Genomic DNA, 19,638 nt, shown 5'->3' with positions numbered 1-19,638 from the left:
GCCGGCGGTCGCGCGGCCGCGGCCGCGACCGCGACCGCCGCGGAACGGCGCAGAAATTCCCGGCGGCTGAGAGGGTGTCCGGTCATGACGGGGCTTCTCAGGCCAGGAGCTCCGGCAGCGGCCCGTTCAGATCCAGGCCGTCGAGCGTCGGATCCTGGACTCCGAAATGCGGCCTCCGATCCCCCACGGCGTGCAGGAACGTCGTGTAGAGGTTGCCGATCGTCTTGTGCCCTTTCTTCCCCCAGTAGGGATATTCGACGTATCGACCCGCCTTGAGCGTTCCCCCCAGGTGGCCGATCAGCACGAACGGCCATTCCCAGCACCGGGAATGATGACCTTCGGCGGCGTCGCTCAGATAGACGATCAGCGTCTGGTCGAGCATCGTGCCGTTCCCCTCGGGAACCGCCTGAAGCTTCTTGATCAGTCGGGCGATCAGTTCGAAGTGGAAGCGGCGGATGGTGACCGTCAACTCCTCCCACGTCTTGCCCTCGTAGCTTCCGCCGTGGCCGATGGAGTGCTTGTCGAGGTTGATGCCCAGTCCGGTGAAGCGGATGCTGAAGTAAGGATTTCCGGCGCCGGAGGCGATCGTCACCACGGGGGTCAGGCCGCCGATGAGGGCCGCCGCGGCCAGATCGAAATGGGCGTCCAGCCGGTCGGTTTCCACGTCGCTGCGGAACTTGTCCGTGACGACGGGGGCATGCCGGCGCAGGGTGCTTTTGATCTCGTTGAGGCGGCTGTGGCGGCGCCGGAGATCTTCATACGCGCCGACGTGCGCCTGAAGTTTGTCCCGTTCGGCGCCCGCGACCCTCCGCTCGAGGCGCCGCAGGTCGTCCAGCAGGAAATCGAGCATGTTTCCCGTCGAGAGGAATTCCTGCTGAGCGCTTCCTTCGGCGCAGCTTCCGAAAAGCTGGGCGTACGCGAGGTCCGGACGGCACTGGGTGGGGAGAGGTCGTCCTTGGTCCCACGCCGAGCAGTTGTAGATGAGGGTATGCTCCCGCCGGTCGCTGATTCCGAGCCCCACCAGCGGGAAGACGCCGCCCAGCTTCTTGGCCAGGGCGGCGTCGATCGTCTCTCCGCGGGCGCTTCCGCTGGTCCCGACGCCTCCCTTGGCCGGATAGCATCCGAGGGCGCCGAAGTCGTTCGAGTGGCCGCCGCCGCAGACGCGTCCCGAGAGCCCCTGAAGAATCGTCACGCGGTCCTTCCAGGGCTCCAGGGGTTCGAGGGCCTTGGGCAGCGCGTGCGGGGCGAGAGGCTTCTGGACGAGCTCGGTCCGCTCCGCTTCCTTCTTGCGGGGGAGACCCACGGGCTGAATCTGGGGCGGGTTGAGGCCGTTCCCTTCGACCACGAACACGAAGCGGCGGGCCCGATGCGCGGTTCCGGAGGCCTGGGCCAGGATCTGGTTCCACACGGGGGCCAGGACGAACGAGCCGGCGCCGAGGGATACGCCCTTCAGGAATTGCCGGCGGGTGGAGGCGTTCATGGTCCGGTCTCCTTGTCAGGGTTTTCTATAGATGAAAGAATCGCTGCTCAGAAGCGCGATGAGAAGCGCCTTCAGGCTTCCCCCGCTTTCGACGTACGCCCGGTCCGCGGCCCGAAGGCTGGCCGCGTCCGCCGGGGTCTCGTTGCGCCCGAGCCAGAACCGGAAGGCGTGCCGGACGAAGACCTGTCGCACGCGGGGAGAATCGGCGAGCTTGCGGATCATGGCGACGGCGTTGCGGACTTCTCCGTCCAGCCGCGGATCCCCGGAGGCGTCGATCCGGCCGCCGGAGTCGACGGGGACTTCCCGATACGCGGGCTTGGGGGGAGCGCCCTTGCGGGAGGGCTCCGCCGGCGGAGCCGAGGGATCGACGATCCGCTCCGTCGTCCGGAAGCGGCCCAGGTAGTCGTAGGCCTCGAACGCCAGGCCGAGGGGATTCATCTTCTGGTGGCACTGCCAGCAGTATTCCTGGCGGGTGACCTCGAGGCGCTGGCGGAGCGTCTGATCGGGCCGGTCCGGAAGCTGGGCGTCCACCGTAATCGGAAGATCGGGAATGTAGCCCCCGAGGAGTCGCTCGCGGATCCACTTGCCGCGACGGATGGGATGGTTCTCGTTGTTGGTGGCGAACGCGGCCAGCCAGCTGGGCTGCGTCAGGATTCCGGCGCGTTCGCGGGCGTCCAGCTCGACCGGCTGCCGGTCCGTCCATGTCCAGTCCGCCGGCAGTCCGTAGAGCTCCCAGTATTCGAAGGCGCGGGGACGGTCCTTGCGGGGATTCTGGTTGGCGATGAAAGCCGGTTTGGCGCCGTTCTTGGGATCCGGACGGTAGTTGACGAAACTTTTGGGCGTGGTCAGAAGCTCGCGGAGGACGTCCTGGTCCCGCTGGAGGATATCCCGGATCAGGAGCCGCGTGTCGTTGATGAGCACCTCGGGACGCCACGCGCCGCGCTCGAGATCCTTGAAAACGTCGGCCGCCCGGGTGAATTCGAAGTATTCTTCGAAGAATTCCAGGAGGCGGGGTTTGGCGATCTTGTCGTCGTCGAGGAGGCGGCGGACTTCGCGCCGGACGTCCTCCGCGGAGGCGAGCTTTCCGGTTTCCGCCGCCTTGAGGAGGGCGGCGTCGGGTCCCGTGTGGGTGAGGGCGAAGGCGATCGCGTAGGCGAGCTCACGGGGCGCCAGAAGAACGCGGCCGTGGCGGTCGGGCGGGCCCTGCCCGAGCTCGTGCCGATAAAGCGCTTCGGGCAGAAGAAGAATCGAGGCCAGGGTGTCGCGCACGGCGATCGTCCGGCCCGCCGCCGGAAGCGTTTTCCGGTAAAATTCGAGAAACCGGGCGGACTCCTCGCGGGAAGGCTCCCGAAGGAGAGCCATCTGGAACTGCTTGCGGACGGCCTGCTGGATGTCGGATTCCGAAGGTTCGCGTTGGGGGTCGATCAGCGCCTTGAACTCGCGCACGGACGAGGCGGAGCGCTGAAGGCCGCACTGAATCTCGACGATCTGACGGGCGTTGACGATCAGCTGGTTGACGGTCGGTTCGTCGACGCGGTAGAGGTCGGCGTAGTCCAGGAACCCTTCCCCGGCGTTGAAGGAGAAAGGCGAGGGGGGCGTGACGCTTCGGCCCGCCAGCCGGGAAACCAGGCCGGCGTACTGGCGGGGCCCCAGGCGCCAGAGGCGGGCGGGGGTGGCCGGGACGCCTGCAAGGGGCGCCGAAAAGAGCGCGTCGTGATCCACGCGGTTGCCGTGGCTGGGCAGAAGCAGCTTGTGGTCGATCTCCGCGGTGTCCACCCCCGCCCTGGACAGGCGTCGCTTGATCCAGTCGATGACCTGCTGCGTGCGCAGCGGGTCGGGGCGCTTTTCGGATTCCGGCGGCATTTCGCCGAGGGAAAGCCGCTCGGCCACGCGTTTCCATGTTTCCCGGTCCGGCTCCGAGGACGCCTCCGGCCGGAGCGTGTGGAGGGCGAGCTTCCCTTTCTGTTTTTCGGGTCCGTGGCACTTCAGGCAGTGCTGGCGCAGGAACGGTTCGACGGTCCGGGTGTAGCTTTCCCGGTCTTCTTCGGGGCGCTCCTGCGCGGCGGCCGGAGGGGAAGGGAAAGCCAGGGCCGCCGCGAAAACAATCGCGACGGCCCCCGGAAGAAGCGGGATGCGATGAGTCTGAGCGCCCGGGAGCCGCGGGTGCGGCGGGACGTTCGAGATCGGGTTCATGGGGGAAGCTCCCAGGCTTCGAGGACACGGGTGCGCCCGGCGCGTCGCAGGAGCATGAGCTCGGCTCCTCCCGAAGTGAAGAACAGGCGCTGGACGCTGTCTTTGACGGGAAGAACCCACGGGGGATCCTGGGGGGCGTGAGGGTTCCAGAGCCATACGCGTCCCTCCGGCCCGCTGGCGGCGAAGCGCCCGCCGTCGGGCGTCAGGGCGACTCCGAGGATCGGCAGGCCGGGCTGCTGAAAGCGGGCCGTGAGGCGACGCTCGGCGACGTTCCAGATCTCCGCGTATTCCCCCTGGCTGGTCGCGAGGAATCGGCCGTCGGCGGAAAAGCTCAAGCGGATGGCTTTGCGCGAGCCGGGGAGTGTCGCCACGACGGTTCCGGCGGCGGGATCGACGAGTTCCACCACCCCCGTGAACCGCGCCAGGGCCAGCCGGGAACCGTCGGGGGAGGGCTGCATGACGCTGACCCCTGAGCCCCGGGAGAGGTCGAGGGGCTCCTCGGTTCCGGATCGCAGGAGCAGCTTCCGCGAGCCGTTGCTCTTCTGCCAGTGCGCGAGCCAGTCGCCGCGCGGGGAGACCGCGGCGATTTCGGCTTGTCCATCGAGCATCGGCCACGACCGGACAGCTTTCCGATCCCAGGCGTCCCAGGCGACGAAGCGTTTCTGGGGCCAGTGAATGAAGCCGAGCATCCGTCCGGATTGGGATTGGATCTGGATGTCGTTGGCGCGCGGCGTGGACGGGTCGACGCGGACGACGTCCAGACGGTCCAGCGGGGTCCAGGTGACGAGGTGGGTGTTGCTGGCGGCGAGGACGGACCTTCCGTCGGGAGCGATGTCCAGGGTTTTCACGCCCGGGTATTCGGCGGACCGGCGGGGGCGGAGACCCTCCACGACCCGGCTGCGGGCGGTCAGAACGGGCTGGTTCGGGGCCGAGAAGGCCATCCAGCCCGCTTCGAGCGTGATGGGTCCCTGCGGGGCGGCGTTGACCTCGACCTTTCCGTGGAAGACCTCGATGCGCGTGCCGCGGTCGGGAAGGGTAATGACGCTGAACGAGGTTCCGACCACGGTGACGACGGCGTAAGGGGTGATGACCGACAGGGGGAGGCGGTCCGGGCGGGGGGCGACCTCCGCGCGCAGAACGCCTTCGGGCAGATGGATGCGGACCTCGTCGGAAGGCCCCGAGTCCATCCGGAGCGTGGATTGCCCGAGAAGTTCCAGCTGGGTGCCGTCCTCGAAGCTCACCAGAGCGGCGCCGTCTTCCGGGACCTGGACGGTCTGACCGGGCGAAAGGCGGGTTTCCGGGGGACTGCGGCGGGCGTCCAGGAGGATGTCCCCTTCGAGCGGCAGCAGGACCGCGGTGGAGGGGGATGCCGCCGGCTTCCGCGGGGCGGGGTTTGCCAGGACGAGAGCGACGAGGAGAACCGCGGCGGCGGAAAGGATCGCCGTGAGGGCGATGATGCGCGTTCGGCGCCGAGGCAACGGCGCGCGTGTCGGGGCGGCGGCGCGCCAGGGAGGGGCCGGCAATCCGGCGATGGTGCGCATGACGGCCTTTTCCAGGTCGGCCCCTGAGACGCGCGTGAGGACGGATGGGACCATGTCGTGGCGGAGCCGATCGCCGCGAAGGGCCGCCTCGAGGTCCAACAGCGCCAGGTGCCGTCGCCGGGCGTGCGGGTCGCGTTCCACCAGGGCTTCCAGTTCGGCTTCCTCCTCGGGCGTCAGAAGTCCGTCCAGGAGTTTCAGGGTCAGTTCATCTTCCCGGTTCATGCGTGGGCCACCTTCGACTGGATGCAGTCCCGCAACGCCAGGCGGGCGCGGGAAAGAAGCTTTTCGACGGCCGCTCGGGTGCTTCCGAGGATGGACGCGATTTCCTCGAACGAGAGTCCTTCGACGTAGCGGAGCCGGAGGGCGCGGGCGGAGGTTTCCGGGAGATGCCGGCGGCAGGTTTCCAGGGCGTCAAGGTAGGTCTGCTCGTGGGAATCGGTTTCGCGCTCATGAAGGCGGCGCAGCAGCTGGTCGCGGTAGAGGCTCAAGCGGCGGGTTTCGCGGCCGAGGCGCCGGAGCTCCTGACGCACGCGGTTGCGGGCCACGGCCTTGATCCAGGCGCCGAAATCGGCGCCCGGGCGGTACTGGTCCAGGTGGAGGTACGCGTCGACGAAGACCTGCTGGGCGATCTCCGTGGACTTGTCGAAATCCTGAAGCAGCGCCGCCACCGTGCGCCAGACGGGTTGCTGGTAGCGGCGTACGATCTCGGCGAACGCTTCCACCTGTCCCTCGAGGACCCGGCGGACGAGGCTGTCGGTATCTTCTTCCATCCCGGCGTCGCCCTCCATGAGGCTATATTCCGGAGGGGACCGATTTCTGACAGGGGGACGGCGCCTCCGGGGGCGTTTCGTCTCGGGCGCGGGCGCGCCCGCGGTCTTGCGGAGCGCCGCGCACGGCCGGTTCTCCTGGACCGTTGACTTCGGAGAGGAGCGCCGCTAGATTCGTGGCTCAAGCGGTTTTGTTCTTTGTGTCCGCCCGGAAGGCCGCGGGGTTCGCGTTCCGGCGGGCCGACAAGCGAAAACGGCTTTAAACCGGCTTGAACGCGCGTTTCACTGGGTTTAACGCCTCTTCGCTGGGGCGTAGTGTAACGGTAGCACCGCAGACTCTGGATCTGCTTGTCTAGGTTCGAATCCTAGCGCCCCAGCCACCCTCCATCCTGCGCGCGCCGGTCCGGGTGGAACATCGTGTAGACCGCGGGGATGAGGACGAGCGTCAGAACCGTCGAGCCCGTCAGGCCCCCCAGCACCGCCCGCGCCAGCGGCGCCTGAGCGTCCGCTCCCTCGCCGACCCCCGCCGCCAAGGGCGCCAGCCCCAGAATCGTCGTCAACGTCGTCATCAGGATCGGCCGCAGCCGCCGCCGCCCCGCCTCCGCCGCCGCCTCGCGCGCCGACCGCCCCTCCCGCCGCAGACGCTCCGCCTGATCCACGAGCAGAATGGCGTTGTTGACCACGATCCCGCCCAGCATGACGCACCCGGTCAGCGATTGCACGTTCAGCGTCGTGCCGGTGAAGAAAAGCACCGGCAACACGCCCACCGCCGACATCGGCACCGAAAACATCACGACCAGGGGATCCCGCAGCGACTCATACTGGCAGGCCAGCACCATGTACACCAGAACCACCGCCAGCGCCAGGCTTACGATCAGCTCCGCGAACGCCTTCCGCTGCTCCTCGAAGTCCCCCGTCACCCGAAGCTCGTATCCCTCCGGCCTCGGAATCGCCGCCAGCGCGCGCTCCACGTCCACCGCGGCCGACCCCGTCGGCCGCCCCGAGACGTTCGCCGATACCGTCACCGTCCGCTGCTGATCCTTGCGCTCGATCACCAGCGGCCCCGTCCCCTCCTCGACGCGCAGCACGTTCCGCAACGCCACGTCTTCGCCCGAACGCGACGTCAGCGTGAGATCCAGAATCTCGTCCAGCGCCAGACGCTCGGCTCCGGCCAGCTGAACGAGAATCCGATACGAATGCCCCCGCGCCCGATAGTCCCCGGCGCGCCGCCCCGCCACGGCCGTCTCGAGCGCCTCCGCCACCTGACGCGCAGACAGCCCCAGATCGGCCGCCTTGTCCCGGTCGATCCGAAGAAGATCCTGCGGAACCCCCTGCCGGCGGTCGATCTCGACGTCCGTCACCCCCGGAACGCGCGAAACGACCTCCGCCGCCCGCGCCGCCAGCGCCTCCAGAACCTCCAGCTCCTGCCCGCGCACTTCGATCTCGAGCCCCTCGCCTCCTCCGACCAGCCGGTCGAGCAGGAACTGCCCCTGGGGGGCGCGCACCCGAATCGTCATCCCGGGAACCCGCCCCTCCAGACGCTCGCGGAGCGCGTCGGCGACCTCCACGTTGGACCGCGTCCGCTCCGCGGCCGGCGTCAACGTGAGCGCGATCTCTCCCCGGAACGCGTCCCCGCCCGAACCTCCGACGCTGACGACCGATCCCGCCCGCTCGGGCACCGCCGGAAACACGATCTCTTCCATCCGCCGCGTTTGCTCGTCCACGAGCTCCAGACGTGTCCCGACCTCCATTTCGCCCGTCACCCGCACCTCTCCCTCGTCGCTCGGCGGCATGAACTCGGTCCCGATGAGCGGCAGAAGAAGAAGACTTCCCCCCAGCGCGCCCGCCGCGATCCCGACGGTCATCCACCGCCGCCGGAGCGCCCGCGCCAGGAGCGCCTCGTAGGCCGCCTCGAGCCGCCGGAAGAGCCGCCGCGCCCCGCCCGCGAGCCTTCCGCCGGGACCTCCCGCCCCCCGCGCCGCCAGAAGCCGCGACGCCAGCATCGGCACCACCGTCAGCGCGACGAACAGCGAACAGACCAGCGAAAACACGATGACGAGCGCCATCTCCTTGAAGAGGATCCCCGTCACCCCCCGCACGAAAACCAGGGGCAGAAAGATCACCAGCGTCGTCACCGTGCTCGCGACGACCGCCGCGGCCACCTCCCCCGTCCCCCGCACGGCCGCTTCCTCCCGGCCCTCCCCCTCCTCCTCGCGCCGGCGGAAGATGTTCTCGAGCACCACGATCGAGCTGTCCACCATCATCCCCACGCCGAGCGCCAGGCCCCCGAGCGTCATGAGATTGAGCGTGAACCCGCCGAAGTAGATGAGCGCGAAGGTGGCGATCACCGAGATCGGGATCGAGAGCGCGATCACCACCGTGCTCCGGACGCTCAGGAGGAAGAAAAGAAGCACCAGCACCGCCAGCGCGCCCCCGGCGAGCACGGAATGAGCCACGTTCGTGATCGACCGCTCGATGAAGTTTCCCTGGTTGACGACCGGAACGACCCGCACCTGCGGGAAGTCCGCGTTCACGCGCCGGACCTCCTCGAGAATCGCCCGGGACACCTCCACGGTGTTGGCGTCCGCCTGCTTGCGGATTCCCACCCGGATCCCCGGCTCGCCGTTCACGCGGACGATCCGCGTGATGCGGGCGTGCGTGTCCTTCACCTCCGCCACCTGGCCGAGCGTCACGGGCGCGCCGTCCCGCACGTCCACGACGGTTCGGCGGATTTCGTCGAGGTCGGTGAACTCCGCCGGCGCCCGCAGCGTCACCTGGTGGCGGCCCCGCGCGATCTCGCCCGCCGGAAGGTCGAGGTTCGCGTCCCGCAGCGCCGCCAGGATCCGGTCGAGCGGGAGCCCCAGCGCGCGGATCCGCCCGGGATCCAGCTCCACCCGGATCTCCCGCTCGTACCCGCCGAAAATGTCCACCTGCGCCACGCCCGGAAGCCGCGCGAAACGGTAACGGATCCGCTGGTCGATGAGCTCCGTCAGTTCCACCGGGTCGAGGGCGCCGGCGATCCCGAGGATGACCACCGGGTAGCTCGACAGGTCGAACTTGCGGATCTGCGGCCGGGAAACCGTCTCCGGCAGCTCGTCCGCCTCCGATTCCAGCCGCGCCTGCACGTCGTCCGCCGCGGCGTCCAGATTCGTGCCCCACACGAACCGGACGCGCACTACGCTTGCCCCCTCCGCCGACGTCGAGACGATCTCGTGCACCCCCGGAACCGTGGCCACGATTTCCTCGATGACCTCGGTCACGCTCTTTTCGACGACTTCCGGGCTGGCCCCCTCGTACTCCGTCCGGATGCTGAGGCTCGGAAGCTCGATCTCGGGGAAAAGATCGATCCGCAGCCGGGCCAGGGACATTCCCCCCAGGACGATCACGATGAGCGTGACCATCGAGGTGAAGATCGGGCGGCGAACGGCGGCGGCGGGAAGATTCAAGGCCCGCTCCCCGCTCCAGGGAGGACGATCCGCGAGCCCTGCTCAAGAAGGTGATGCCCCAGGGTCACCACCCGGCCGCTCAGGACCGCTCCGAGGATCTGAACGCGCTCGCCGTCGTCGATCCCGACTTCCACCGGCCGCCAGGACACCGTCCGGCCGCCCTCGTCCACGAGGAAGACGCCCGTGCGGCCGGCGCGCCGGACGATCGCCGCCCGGGGCACCGTCACGGCGTCGTCCGCCCGGTCCACGACGATCTCGACCCGCACGAACATGCCCGGCTTCAGGCGCAGCTCGGGGTTGTCCACGGCGATTTCCACCCGCGCCTGACGCGATCCCTGACGGAAGACGGGCGCGATCCGTTCGATCCGACCCGGGAACGTCCGGCCCGGATAGGCGTCCGTCGCCGCCCGAACGGGCTGGCCCCTCTTGAGGCCGCCGTAGTCCCGCTCCGTCACGAAGACGACCGCCGTGATCGGCCGGAGGCCGACGATGGACAGAAGCGGCGTGTTGGCCGTCACCGTTTCCCCTTCGTCCACGAGCCGCTCGGCCACGTGGCGCTCCCCGTCCGGGCCGCCCCAGCTCGCCCGGACGCGCGTGTAACTCAGGCGGATCCGCGCCAGCTCCAGCGCGGATTCCGCCCGGGTCCGCTGCGCGACGGCCACCTCGAGCGCCGCGCCCCGCGCCAGGACCTGCGCGGCGACAACGTCCACCTCCGCCTCGGACGCGACCCCGTCGGCGCGGAGCGCGCGCACGCGGTCCCGCTCGCGCTCGGCGAGCTTGAGCGCGCTTTCGGCCTCCCGCACGCGCGCGCGGGCGATCGCCAGGTCGGCTTCCGCCTGCGCGACGGCCTGGACGAATTCCGCGTCGTCCAGGAGCGCCACCACCTGGTCGCGCCGCACGACGTCCCCGAGGTCCACGTGGATTTCCTGGACGCGCCCGCCCACCTTGGGAGCGACCAGGAACTGCGCGGACGCCTCGAGCGTCCCGCTGAAGGTGCGCCGCCGCTCGAGGGGGCCGCGGGAAACGGGCGCCGCTTCGACGGGCACGGGGGTTTCGGATCCGGACGCGGCGGCGCTCCGCGGGGAGTCCGCCCGGCGGCCGAGCACCGCCCAGCCGAGACCGCCCGCCGCCAGGAGTCCGAGAAGGAGAAGCGCCGCGCGCGTCGATGCGGACATGAAGGTTTTCCGTTTCAGCAGATCGCCGGGAGCATTCTACGCCGGCCCGGATTCCGCCCCTCTGATAATACGGCGGTCCCGGAGAGATGCCTCGCCGGGTTTCATTCCCGAGTCCCGCGCCGTTCGCGGAGCACGGCAGGAAGTCCCTCGCGGGGAAATTCGATCCGAAAAATATCCTCTCCCCGCTCGAACCGAAGGCCCGCCGCGCCCTCGCGGTCGGTCCGCTCCGCCCGCCATTCGGCGCGCCGGCCGGCCCGGTGCGGAACGATGACCGTGAGCATCCGGAGGGCGGCGAGCTTTTCCCGCGTGGCCGCTTCCGCATGCCACAGGTTCGGAAACTCCCGTGTGGGCGGCGGCTCATAGCCGTCCCACTGACGCCAGCCGAGCGGGACGGGGGAAAGATAGCGGATCACCGCCCCCGCTCGCGGGCGCTCCACCCGCAGCTCCGACCGCGCCGGATCGATCTCGAACGCCGAATACGCGTGGAGCAGAAACTGGAAGGTCGAAGGCTCCCGCGCCTCCAGATCGTCGCACAGAACGACGACGTCCGGTTTCACCAGCAGCACGTGCCGGCGGAAGCGCGTCAGCCGCCCCTCGTAGGCCTCCGCGGCGTCGCCGGCCACGTAGTCCCAGTCCGGCCCGAGCCGCTCGGCCGAGATGCGCCCGGGAGATCCGACCCCGTGAGGCCCCTGTCCTCGGCCGTCCACGAGGACCGAATTCTGGGAAATCGTGTTCCAGACCCACTTCCGATGAAAGGCGCTTCCGTGCAGGTCCCGGAACGTGCAGGCCGGCAGCAGCGCCTCGCCGTAGGCGTTGAGCTGGAAACCGTTCTGGGCGTTGTGCCCGTGGCTTCGGCTTCCGAACGGGCTCGACTTGAAAAGGACGTGCACGTCCTCGGTCGCGTCCAGAAGCGTCACATGCAGACTCGCCACCCCGATGCCGTGGAAGACCTTGGAGGGCGGAAGGTCCGTGGGCGCGCGCGGTTCCGGGGGCGGCGGGAGAAGGCGGTCGTACACGAATTTCCGGAGGCCCGAGTCGCCGTCCATCTTCCACCGCTCGCACCACCATCGCCAGGCGGCGCTCCGCGCGCCCTCCGGACGGGCCCCCATCGCCCGGATGAAGTACTCCATGAAGCCTCCGACGTTGCGCGAAGGCGGCCGGTACGAGAGATCGCCGAAGCCCGAATTCGGAGATCCCGGCGGCGCGACGTAGAGGGGAAAATCCCCAACCTGGGAGAAGAACGGCTTTTTGAGCCCGTCGATGCCGAGCGCCCGGTCGGCCACGAGGAACCACGAGACGACCTTGTCCATGTACCCGGCCCAGTAGGCGACCCCTTCGTGCCATCCGCCGTCGTCGTCCGACCAGACCGGATAGCACGCGTAGAACTTGTTGACCGCGTAGTCGAGCCAGGTCTCGGCCTCGGGGATTTCCCCCAGGAGCGCGATCGCGCATTCGGCGAGCTTGTGCCACGCGCGGTTGCCGTGGCTGGAATACGGTTCGTTGAGGTGGCCGATCCCTTCGCGGATCTCGCCGCTCTTCCACGCGTCGGTCGCGCGGCGGACAAGAACCCGGCGAACGCGCTCGCGGTCGTCGGGGGTGAGCGCGTCGTAGGCCCAGTCGTAGGCCCGGGGGAGAAGATAGAGGATGGGCTTGGCGGCCTCGCAGTTGACGCCCCAGTGGGTGGGCCCGTCGGGATCCCACGAGGCCAGCTCCAGGATCCTTTTGCGCGCCGCTTCGGCGTACCGGGCCTCGCCGGTCAGGAGATACGCGAATGCGACCGTGCAGGCTTCCTCGCCGGCCTGGAGCGCCCGAAGGCGGTTGGGCCACCAGAGGTGCGTCGTGGCCGGGTCGTGAGCCCGGGCGCGCACCTCGGGCTCGCGGGGCGGAGGGGATTCCGTCAGCCGGTCGGCCTCCGCGCGGATCGCGGCGAAACGGTCGCCGCGGGCCGCTTCGCGCAGGCGCGGAAGGTCCTCGGGCCGGACGAAGAGGCGCGGCCGGCCCCGCAGCACGCGTTCGCGCCGCTCGGCCCGCGTGGGCATGGGGAAGGGGACCGCGCCGGGAGGCACCGTGAACCGGCGCGCGGCGCTCCAGTCCGAAACCCGCCCCTCGCGGTCCACGAACCGGTAGCGCCACCGATAGGTTCCCGGCGCCAGGGGCTCGGAGTGGGTGTAGACGTTCCAGGGGATTCCCGCGACGGTGACCGCGTCGCTCCAGTCCTCCCGGGTCGCCCACTGGACGGTGTACGTGCGGGCGGCCGGCTCATGGATCCAGGCGAGCGACGGCGGCGTGAGGGATACGACGGCGCCGTCGTCCGGCCGGTAGCCGAGCTCGTCGGGGCGGGGCGCGCGATTCTGGATCTGCGGCGCCGCGCCGAGAAGGACGGCCAGGAGAAGCTTCACATAAACCCTACGCCGGCGGGAACCGGGGCGAGGGCGCCGGGGATCAATCGACCTCGTGGCCGCCGGGAACGGCCCCGCGGGCGAGGTCGCGCTCCATCTTGAGCTCCCACACGCGCACGGGATCCGAGGTCACGGCGAGGATCTCCCGATAGTCGCGCACGTCGTCGGCGAGGTGGGGATGGCGCCGGGCGGCGCGCTCGAGGGCCGATTCCGCTTCGAGTCCGGCCGCGCGCACGAGATGGATGAGGAGGCCGCGCCGGGATTCCGGATCATGCTCGAGATCGATCGCCCGTTCGAGGTGTCCCGTCGCGGCGGCCCGCGCCTCGGGTCCCGCTCCTCCCAGAGCCATGGCGGCCAGCGCGCGGTGGCGGGGATTCGCGTCCGCCAGGAAGGGCGCCACGGCGTCCACCATCTCCGCGTCGGCCGGCCGCTCCTTCAGGGCGAGTCCCTGAAGGGCGTGGCCCCGGACCTCGGCGTCCGCGGCGGCGCGCGCGACGCCCAGGAGCGCCCGCGAGAGCTCCGGCTCGGCGGCGGGATGCTGCTGCATCCAGGCGACCACCGTGGAAATCGCGGTGACCCGCAGGTCGCGGGGCTCGGTCTCCGCGCCGGCCAGGCGCACCACCCGGGCGGCGGCCCGCGCGTCCGGGCGGGGCAGGTGCGCGAGGATCAGAAGCGCCGCGCCCCGCTGGGCCGGCACGGTTCCCGACTCGGCCAGTCGAAGCAGGGTTTCCAGGAGCGCCGGCGACGCCATGGCGGCGGGGTCGTTTCCGATCACTTCGGAGAGGATAAGAAGGATGTCTTCATTTTCTTCGCGCGCGAGCAGTTGCAGAAGCTCGTCCAGCCCTTCCGGATGCTCGGCGAGGATCCGGGCCAGGCGCGCGCGCACGTCCTGCGCGTCGATCTCTCCGCCCCGTTCGAGATGGGCCCGGAGGAGGTCGAGGACGGGTTTCCACGAGACGGGTCCCGGCGGAAGCTCAAGATCCGCCGCGCGGATCGCCGGAGGCGCGCCGGCCGTCAGGCGCTCCGCGGGGGCGGCGGCCTTCACGGCGGATCCCGGCGCGGGACGGTCGCCCGGCGGAGGGACCGCCGGGCGAAGGGCCACGACCGCGGCCGTTCCGATCGCCGCGGCGACGGCCAGTCCGTGGAGGAACGTCCTCACGGTTTCTCCCTCCGGCCCTCTACATGCCGGGCGAGTACCAGTACGGGATCTGCGTGTTTTTGATCTTGTAGCTGCCGATCGACGCCGGGATGTAGAGCTTCGTGCCCCATCGCCGGATTTCGAAGTGGCAGTGGGGGCCGGTGGAGTTCCCGGTGGAGCCTTCGTAGGCGATGACGGAGCCCCGGCTCTTCCACTGTCCGACGTAGCAGTTGAACCGGCTGTTGTGGGCGTAGTAGGTGGTGTACCCCTGGACGTGGCGCAGGATGACGAGGTAGCCGTAGCCGCCGCTCCAGCCCCGGAAACTGACGGTGCCCGAGTAGGCCGCCAGGATCGTCTGCCCGTAAGGCCCCGCGATATCCACGGCGCGGTGGTACCCGTAGGAGCGGGAGGAATAGTAGTTGCTGGTGACGCGCCCCGACGCGGGCCAGTGGAAATGGGCCCAGGCGGGCGCGGCCAGAAGGGCCCAGACGGCCAAGCTGAGTTTCGCGATCCGACCCATAGGTCCTCCTCGTGGTGAGGCTCGCTCCCTGCCTTAGAAAAAGGCGCTTCCGGAGTTTTCGTACATGAAATCCGCCGGGCCGGCGGTAGGATGGGGGGAACTCTTGATCCGAAGGGAGGGACGATGGAGAGATTCGCGGTGCTCACCCTCGTCGGCCGGATTCTGGAGTGCATCGGCGGAGGGATTCTGGGTCTGGGAATTCTGTTCGACGTTCTCCTGTTGGGGATCGGAAAGATTCCGATCGCGTCGATCCTGGACGCGGCGGGGCTCGTGCTTACGCTCCTGTCGCCGATTTGGGTGGGACTGTGCACGATCGCCGCAGGACAGGTGCTCCGCGTGCTGGCGGTCATCGCCCAGGCGACGCAGGAATCGGCCGCGCACCTGGCCGAGCTGCGGCGATCGTAGGCTCCGGCGGGCGTTCCGAAATTTCGGTATAATCTTCCGGTGCAGATCAGCCTCCGCGACCTGACCAAGCACTACGGGGCCGTGCGGGCTCTCGACCGGGTGTGGCTCGAGATCGCCCCGGGTCAGGTGGTCGCCCTCTTGGGGGCCAACGGAGCCGGCAAGACGACGCTTCTGCGGTGCCTGGCGGGGCTCGTGGCATCGGATCAGGGACGGATCCTCCTGAACGGCGAGCCGCTTGAACGCGAACGCATCGACCTGCGGCGCCGCCTGGCCTTCGTGCCCGATTTCCCGTTCGTCCTGCCCGAGATGACCGTGCTCCAGCACGCGGGCATGGTGCTCAAGATCTACGGTGCACCGCAGGAGGACAGCGCGCGGCGCCTTCTGGACCTCCTGCGGCGGTTCGATCTGCTTCCGCTCGTGGACGTCCCCTTTCAGGCGCTCTCGCGGGGACAGGCCTACAAGGGCGCACTGGTGGCTCTCCTGGCGGCGGATCCGGAGGTCTGGCTCGTGGACGAGCCTTTCGCGTCGGGCATGGATCCGAACGGCCTGGCGGCCTTCAAGGACATCGCCGTCGAGGCCGCCTCGCGCGGCCGCACGATCCTTTATTCCACCCAGATCCTGGACATCGCGGAGCGCTTCTCCGATCGCGTGTGCATCTTCGAGCGGGGCCAGGTGCGGGCGTACGACACACCCGCGGAACTCCGGGCCCGAAGCACCGGCAAGGACGGGTTTCTCGAGGCGATCTTTCGGAAGCTTCGCGAGGAGGACGGCGGGTGAGCCTCCGGTGGCGCCCCCTCGAACGCTCGGTGCGGCTGCGGGTCCGCCGGGAACTGCGCGGTTCTCCCGACCTTTGGAACGAGTATCGCCGCCGGCGGCGCGCCTCAAGGTGTGCCCGAGCATGGCGGTGCGGGTGCTCCCTCGTGCTGTTTTGCCTCTGGCCCGCCGTCCTCATGCTCGCGCTGAAGACGGGCGAAACCGGGCGGAGAGGCGCGACGGCGCTCGCCCTGTACGCGACCGGAAGCGCCCTCGTGCGGGGGGCCGCGCTGCTGGGCGAGCTTTATGCCTCGCCGGCGACTCTCGCGTTGCTTCACTTGCCGGTGTCGGACTCCGCCCTCTTCGCGCGCGTTCAGATCCGTTTCTGGCTCCAGGCGCTTCCCGCCATCGGAGTTTTCACCCTCGGAAGCAGAGTCCTCGGGGCTTCGCCGGGGACGGCCGTCGGAATCGGGCTTCTTCTCTGGCTTGGGATGCTCGCGCAGGCGACGCTTTGGACCGTCATGAAGCCGCGCCGGGTTCCGGCCCTCGTCGGCGTCTTCCTGAACGTGGCGAGCCTCGTGGTTCTACGCCCCGAGATGAGCTTCGCGGAATGGATCTCGAAAATGGAGAGGCCCGTCCTGCTCCTTCTTCCCGCCGGGTGGGGCGCTTACGCCCTGCGGTATGGGGTCCTGGGCGGAGAATCGACCGCCCTCCTTGCGCTCGTGCCGGCGGCCTTCGTCGTGGGGCTCTTGCCCTGGGCGATCTGCAGGCTGCGCCGCGCCGCTTCCGGGATGGAGATCGTCGTTCCCCAAACGGTGACGGCCGACCGGTTGGTGGACGAGGTCGTCCGCCGGCAAACGCTCTATGAGGTCACCGCCCTTCCGGAGCTCATCGCGGCTCCGGATCGCCTCATCGAGTACCAGGACGAGCTGCGACAGTCGATTCAGGAATGGAGCGAGCGGCGGGTCCTCACGAGGGAGTCCTTGCAGGTTCCCGACTGGCCGCGGGCGGGTTTCCTCGAGCGGACATACCTGAGGTTCCTCAGCCCCCGCGAGCGGGGCGTGGCGGCGCTGGCGCTGGGGGAGATGCCCCGCTGGAGCCGCGCCTGGAAGGCGGCGGTCTGGAGCGCGCTGGGATGTTCCGCCGTGTTTTACGCGGTGCCCAACGGCTCCACGCTCGGGCTGATCGCCTTCGTCGCGTGGCCTATTTGCCTCTTCGCTCCTTTCATGCTGGCCACCCCCTGGAAGGGTTTTCAGCCTCGAGTGTGCGGGAACGCGGAGATTCCTTTCTACGCCCCGTTTCCCGTGTCCGCAGGCGAGCTCGCACGGGTCGTGCTCAAGGCGGATCTCGTGCGCGCTCCGGCATGGTTTGCCCTGACGGCGGGATCGGCCGTCGCGGCGGCCCATCGGCTGGGGGCGGATCTGACGGAGAGCCTCAAGGTGGTCCCTCCGCTGGCCCTGGGAGCCGGTCTCTTCGTGGCTTCATCGCCGGGGAGAACCGCGTTGCGGTTGCTCAAGGGGATCTGCGGCGTGAACGTGCGGGACATTACGCTGGAGACACTCCTGATCGTCGTCTGCCCATCCGCGCTGGCTGTGGGGGCCTTTCTTTTCGGAGCGGTTTGTGCCTTTCGCCGCGATCCGTTGGAAGCGTTCGGCGGAGCCTTCATTTGCATCGGCGTATCTTGGGCGCTTGGGCGCTACGCGAAGTGGCTGGTCGAGCGCAGTCGGATCGACCGGGTTCGGGTAAGATCCGGCTGAAGCCGCCCATGGAACCTTCCCTGCGGCCGGGCTGCACCCGCTGGAAGCCCGCCGTGGGCGCTTCCGAGAAGTCCCCTCGTCGAACCGCCGCAGGAGTCTTTCGGACGTGCTCCGCTCCGAGACGCTGCGGGAGAAGCACGCGGTCCGTCCCCTGCGTTGTGCATCGTGCGGGCGACGCAGGAGCCGGCCGCGCCACGGGTACTCGAGATCGCTCCGGGTCGGGGGTCGCGCGCCGGAAGGCCGCGCTATAATTCGGAAGGTCCGCGGCATGGCGGAACGGGACATCCTGGCCTTCCTGAAGCACCTCGGGAAAGAGGCGGAGCGCCTCGACGAGTTCCTCCGTGCCGGCGGCGCGGGCGCCTGGGATCTTCTCCATCGGGCCGCCCGGAGCCGGCCCTGGGATTTCGACCGGCGCGTCCTCGAACGGATCGTCGCGCGGGCGGACGAGGCGCCGGCCGGCGCTTGCGCGGTTCTTCTCGAAATCGCCGCGCTCCGCCGGAGCCTGTCCCGGAACCTTCTGCGCCGATGCCGCGCGATCGTGACCGCCCGGCCGGACGGCGCTCTGGAGGTCGCCGCGGAGTTTTTCCGAAAGCATCCCTCCCTCCTCGGGCGGGGGTGGGTGGCCGACGCGCGCGCGCTCCTGGAAACGCGTCCGGAAGGGGCCTGGGAAATCTTCGAAATCGCGGCCGCGTACGGTTCCCCCCGTCTTCTGACGGCCCGGGATCTTCAGGAGATCGAGCGCCGCATCGATCTCCACCCGACGGCGTATTTCCGCACGGTCCTGTCGCTCGCCGCGAACGATCCGTCCCGTCGCGACCGCCTTCTCTCCCGGGCTCTGGAGAGCTTCGAGCGCCACCCGGCCGCGGCGCTCGAGGTCCTGCCCGCGTTCGCCCGCTGCCGGGAGCTTCTCGGTCCGGCCCTTCTGGAGGCGGTCGGGCGGCACTTCGGGGTCGCGCCGGAGAAAGCCTGGGAGTTCTTCAGCGAGGCGTCTCTTGAGTCGCCCGGTCTCTTCGACGCCGCCCGGCTCGAGGCGCTCGCCGCCCACGCGCCCCGGGCTCCCGCGGCTTTCTTAAGCGTCCTTCATCGCGTCGCGTCCGGAAACCCCGACCGCCGCCGCGAGGCGTTGGAGCACTTCGTGCGGTCCCTCGAGATCTGGCCGGCCGAGGGCATCGAGGAAGCGTACTATCTGGCCGTCAACGAGCCGGAGCTTCTGACGCGCCCGCTCGTCGATGCGGTGTGCGCGCGGTTCGGAGCGGCCGCCTACCCGGCCTACAGCCTCCTGAGCGCCGTCGTCGATCGCCGCCCGGAGCTGCTGGCGCCTCACCACGTGCAGGCCGCTTTCGCGAACATCGGCCAGGCGAGCAACTGGGCTTTCGCGTTCTTCCGGAAGCTCGCGCGGGACCGCCTGGAGTACGCCTCCCTGAGCGTCCTGGCCCTCTTCGAAGGTCTGGCCGCGGAGCCGGCCCACCGCGCCGCCGAGCGGGTCGAGGAACTGCAGGCCCTGACGGCCGTGGCCCAGGCGTCGCACGTCCGGACCGAGCTGGAGCGGGCGTTGCGCCGCCCGGCGGGGACGGGTTCGCGCCGCGCCCGGGGGCTCCTGGCGCTCCTTTTCCGCCAGCGGCTGCGTTCCCGGCAGCACGTGCTCTTCGAAGCCCTCCGGATGGCCGCCACGGCCGCGTTGTGGCGGGACCGCCCGCGCACCCCGCTCTGGGACTTTCTGCTTTTCCTCATCGATCACACGTTCGACGACCGGGGGTTCACGGCCGCCGCCGAGCGGTTTCTCGAGGGAGCGTTCCAGCTGGCGTTCCTCATGGACCGTCCTGCGGACCACGAGGAGTTCCGGTCCCGTTTCGACGGCCTGACGGAGGAGCCGGCGGCCTGGCCCGCGGGCTTCGAATTCCTGGGCTCCCGCCCCGAGCTGGAGCTTCGCCATCGCGCGGTGCGGGCGCTGGCGGCCCGCTTCGGCCTGGAGCTTCGGATGCGCTTCCCGCCGGGGCCCGAGGCGCTTCAGGCCGCCGACGAGCGCGAGCGGGAGGCGATCGAACGCCTCCTCGCGGAGGCGGA

The 19,638-nt window shown here is 69.6% G+C and carries 13 protein-coding genes and 1 tRNA gene; 5 read left to right on the top strand and 9 right to left on the bottom strand.

Translation table 11 applies throughout. From position 1 onward, the window contains the following. Nucleotides 1-97: 97 nt before the first annotated feature. From VNO22_05935 to VNO22_05920, 4 genes are read right to left on the bottom strand one after another with little or no spacing between them, the layout of a single operon-like run. Complete coding sequence (locus VNO22_05935) at nucleotides 98-1,480, bottom strand: DUF1552 domain-containing protein (protein ID HXG60890.1); 1,383 nt, start codon at nucleotides 1,478-1,480, stop codon at nucleotides 98-100. Between the two features lie 15 nt (nucleotides 1,481-1,495). Beyond that, the gene (locus VNO22_05930; GenBank protein ID HXG60889.1) at nucleotides 1,496-3,673 is read right to left on the bottom strand and encodes a DUF1588 domain-containing protein; all 2,178 of its coding nucleotides are present in this window, start codon (nucleotides 3,671-3,673) and stop codon (nucleotides 1,496-1,498) included. Continuing rightward, a complete protein-coding gene (locus VNO22_05925) occupies nucleotides 3,670-5,436 on the bottom strand; it encodes a FecR domain-containing protein (protein ID HXG60888.1) in 1,767 nt (588 codons plus the stop codon). The genes VNO22_05930 and VNO22_05925 overlap by 4 nt, the downstream gene beginning before the upstream one ends. Further along, on the bottom strand, nucleotides 5,433-6,002 hold the full coding sequence (locus VNO22_05920) for a sigma-70 family RNA polymerase sigma factor (protein HXG60887.1): 570 nt from the start codon (nucleotides 6,000-6,002) through the stop codon (nucleotides 5,433-5,435). The genes VNO22_05925 and VNO22_05920 overlap by 4 nt, the downstream gene beginning before the upstream one ends. A gap of 285 nt (nucleotides 6,003-6,287) precedes the next feature. On the opposite strand from VNO22_05920, the gene VNO22_05915 reads away from it, so the two are divergent. Beyond that, nucleotides 6,288-6,361: transfer RNA gene (locus VNO22_05915), tRNA-Gln, on the top strand. On the opposite strand, the gene VNO22_05910 is transcribed toward VNO22_05915, so the two are convergent. The 5 genes from VNO22_05910 to VNO22_05890 all read right to left on the bottom strand — a co-directional run bounded on the left by VNO22_05910 (nucleotide 6,347) and on the right by VNO22_05890 (nucleotide 14,659). Then, nucleotides 6,347-9,427 (bottom strand): efflux RND transporter permease subunit, encoded by a 3,081-nt coding sequence (locus VNO22_05910; GenBank protein ID HXG60886.1) that lies wholly within the window; start codon nucleotides 9,425-9,427, stop codon nucleotides 6,347-6,349. The genes VNO22_05915 and VNO22_05910 overlap by 15 nt on opposite strands. Then, a complete protein-coding gene (locus tag VNO22_05905) occupies nucleotides 9,424-10,602 on the bottom strand; it encodes an efflux RND transporter periplasmic adaptor subunit (protein ID HXG60885.1) in 1,179 nt (392 codons plus the stop codon). Before VNO22_05905 ends, VNO22_05910 begins: the two co-directional genes overlap by 4 nt. A 101-nt stretch (nucleotides 10,603-10,703) precedes the next feature. Further along, on the bottom strand, nucleotides 10,704-13,001 hold the full coding sequence (locus tag VNO22_05900) for a DUF4962 domain-containing protein (protein HXG60884.1): 2,298 nt from the start codon (nucleotides 12,999-13,001) through the stop codon (nucleotides 10,704-10,706). 43 nt (nucleotides 13,002-13,044) lie between these two features. Continuing rightward, entirely contained in the window at nucleotides 13,045-14,160 is a 1,116-nt protein-coding gene (locus VNO22_05895) for a hypothetical protein (GenBank protein HXG60883.1), read from the bottom strand. 19 nt (nucleotides 14,161-14,179) lie between these two features. Then, on the bottom strand, nucleotides 14,180-14,659 hold the full coding sequence (locus tag VNO22_05890; protein HXG60882.1) for a M23 family metallopeptidase: 480 nt from the start codon (nucleotides 14,657-14,659) through the stop codon (nucleotides 14,180-14,182). A gap of 123 nt (nucleotides 14,660-14,782) precedes the next feature. Between VNO22_05890 and VNO22_05885 the strand changes: the two genes are divergently transcribed. The 4 genes from VNO22_05885 to VNO22_05870 form a co-directional block, all read left to right on the top strand. Then, complete coding sequence (locus VNO22_05885; GenBank protein ID HXG60881.1) at nucleotides 14,783-15,064, top strand: hypothetical protein; 282 nt, start codon at nucleotides 14,783-14,785, stop codon at nucleotides 15,062-15,064. 39 nt (nucleotides 15,065-15,103) lie between these two features. Further along, on the top strand, nucleotides 15,104-15,841 hold the full coding sequence (locus VNO22_05880) for an ABC transporter ATP-binding protein (protein ID HXG60880.1): 738 nt from the start codon (nucleotides 15,104-15,106) through the stop codon (nucleotides 15,839-15,841). Next, nucleotides 15,838-17,574 (top strand): hypothetical protein, encoded by a 1,737-nt coding sequence (locus tag VNO22_05875; GenBank protein HXG60879.1) that lies wholly within the window; start codon nucleotides 15,838-15,840, stop codon nucleotides 17,572-17,574. Before VNO22_05880 ends, VNO22_05875 begins: the two co-directional genes overlap by 4 nt. Nucleotides 17,575-17,842: 268 nt before the next feature. Then, the coding region (locus VNO22_05870) for a hypothetical protein (GenBank protein HXG60878.1) at nucleotides 17,843-19,638 on the top strand (1,796 nt) is incomplete at its 3' end.

It is taken from the genome of Planctomycetota bacterium (assembly GCA_035574235.1).
Classification (GTDB): Bacteria; Planctomycetota; MHYJ01; order MHYJ01; family JACPRB01; genus DATLZA01.
This window is presented reverse-complemented; position numbering and strand designations above follow the sequence as displayed.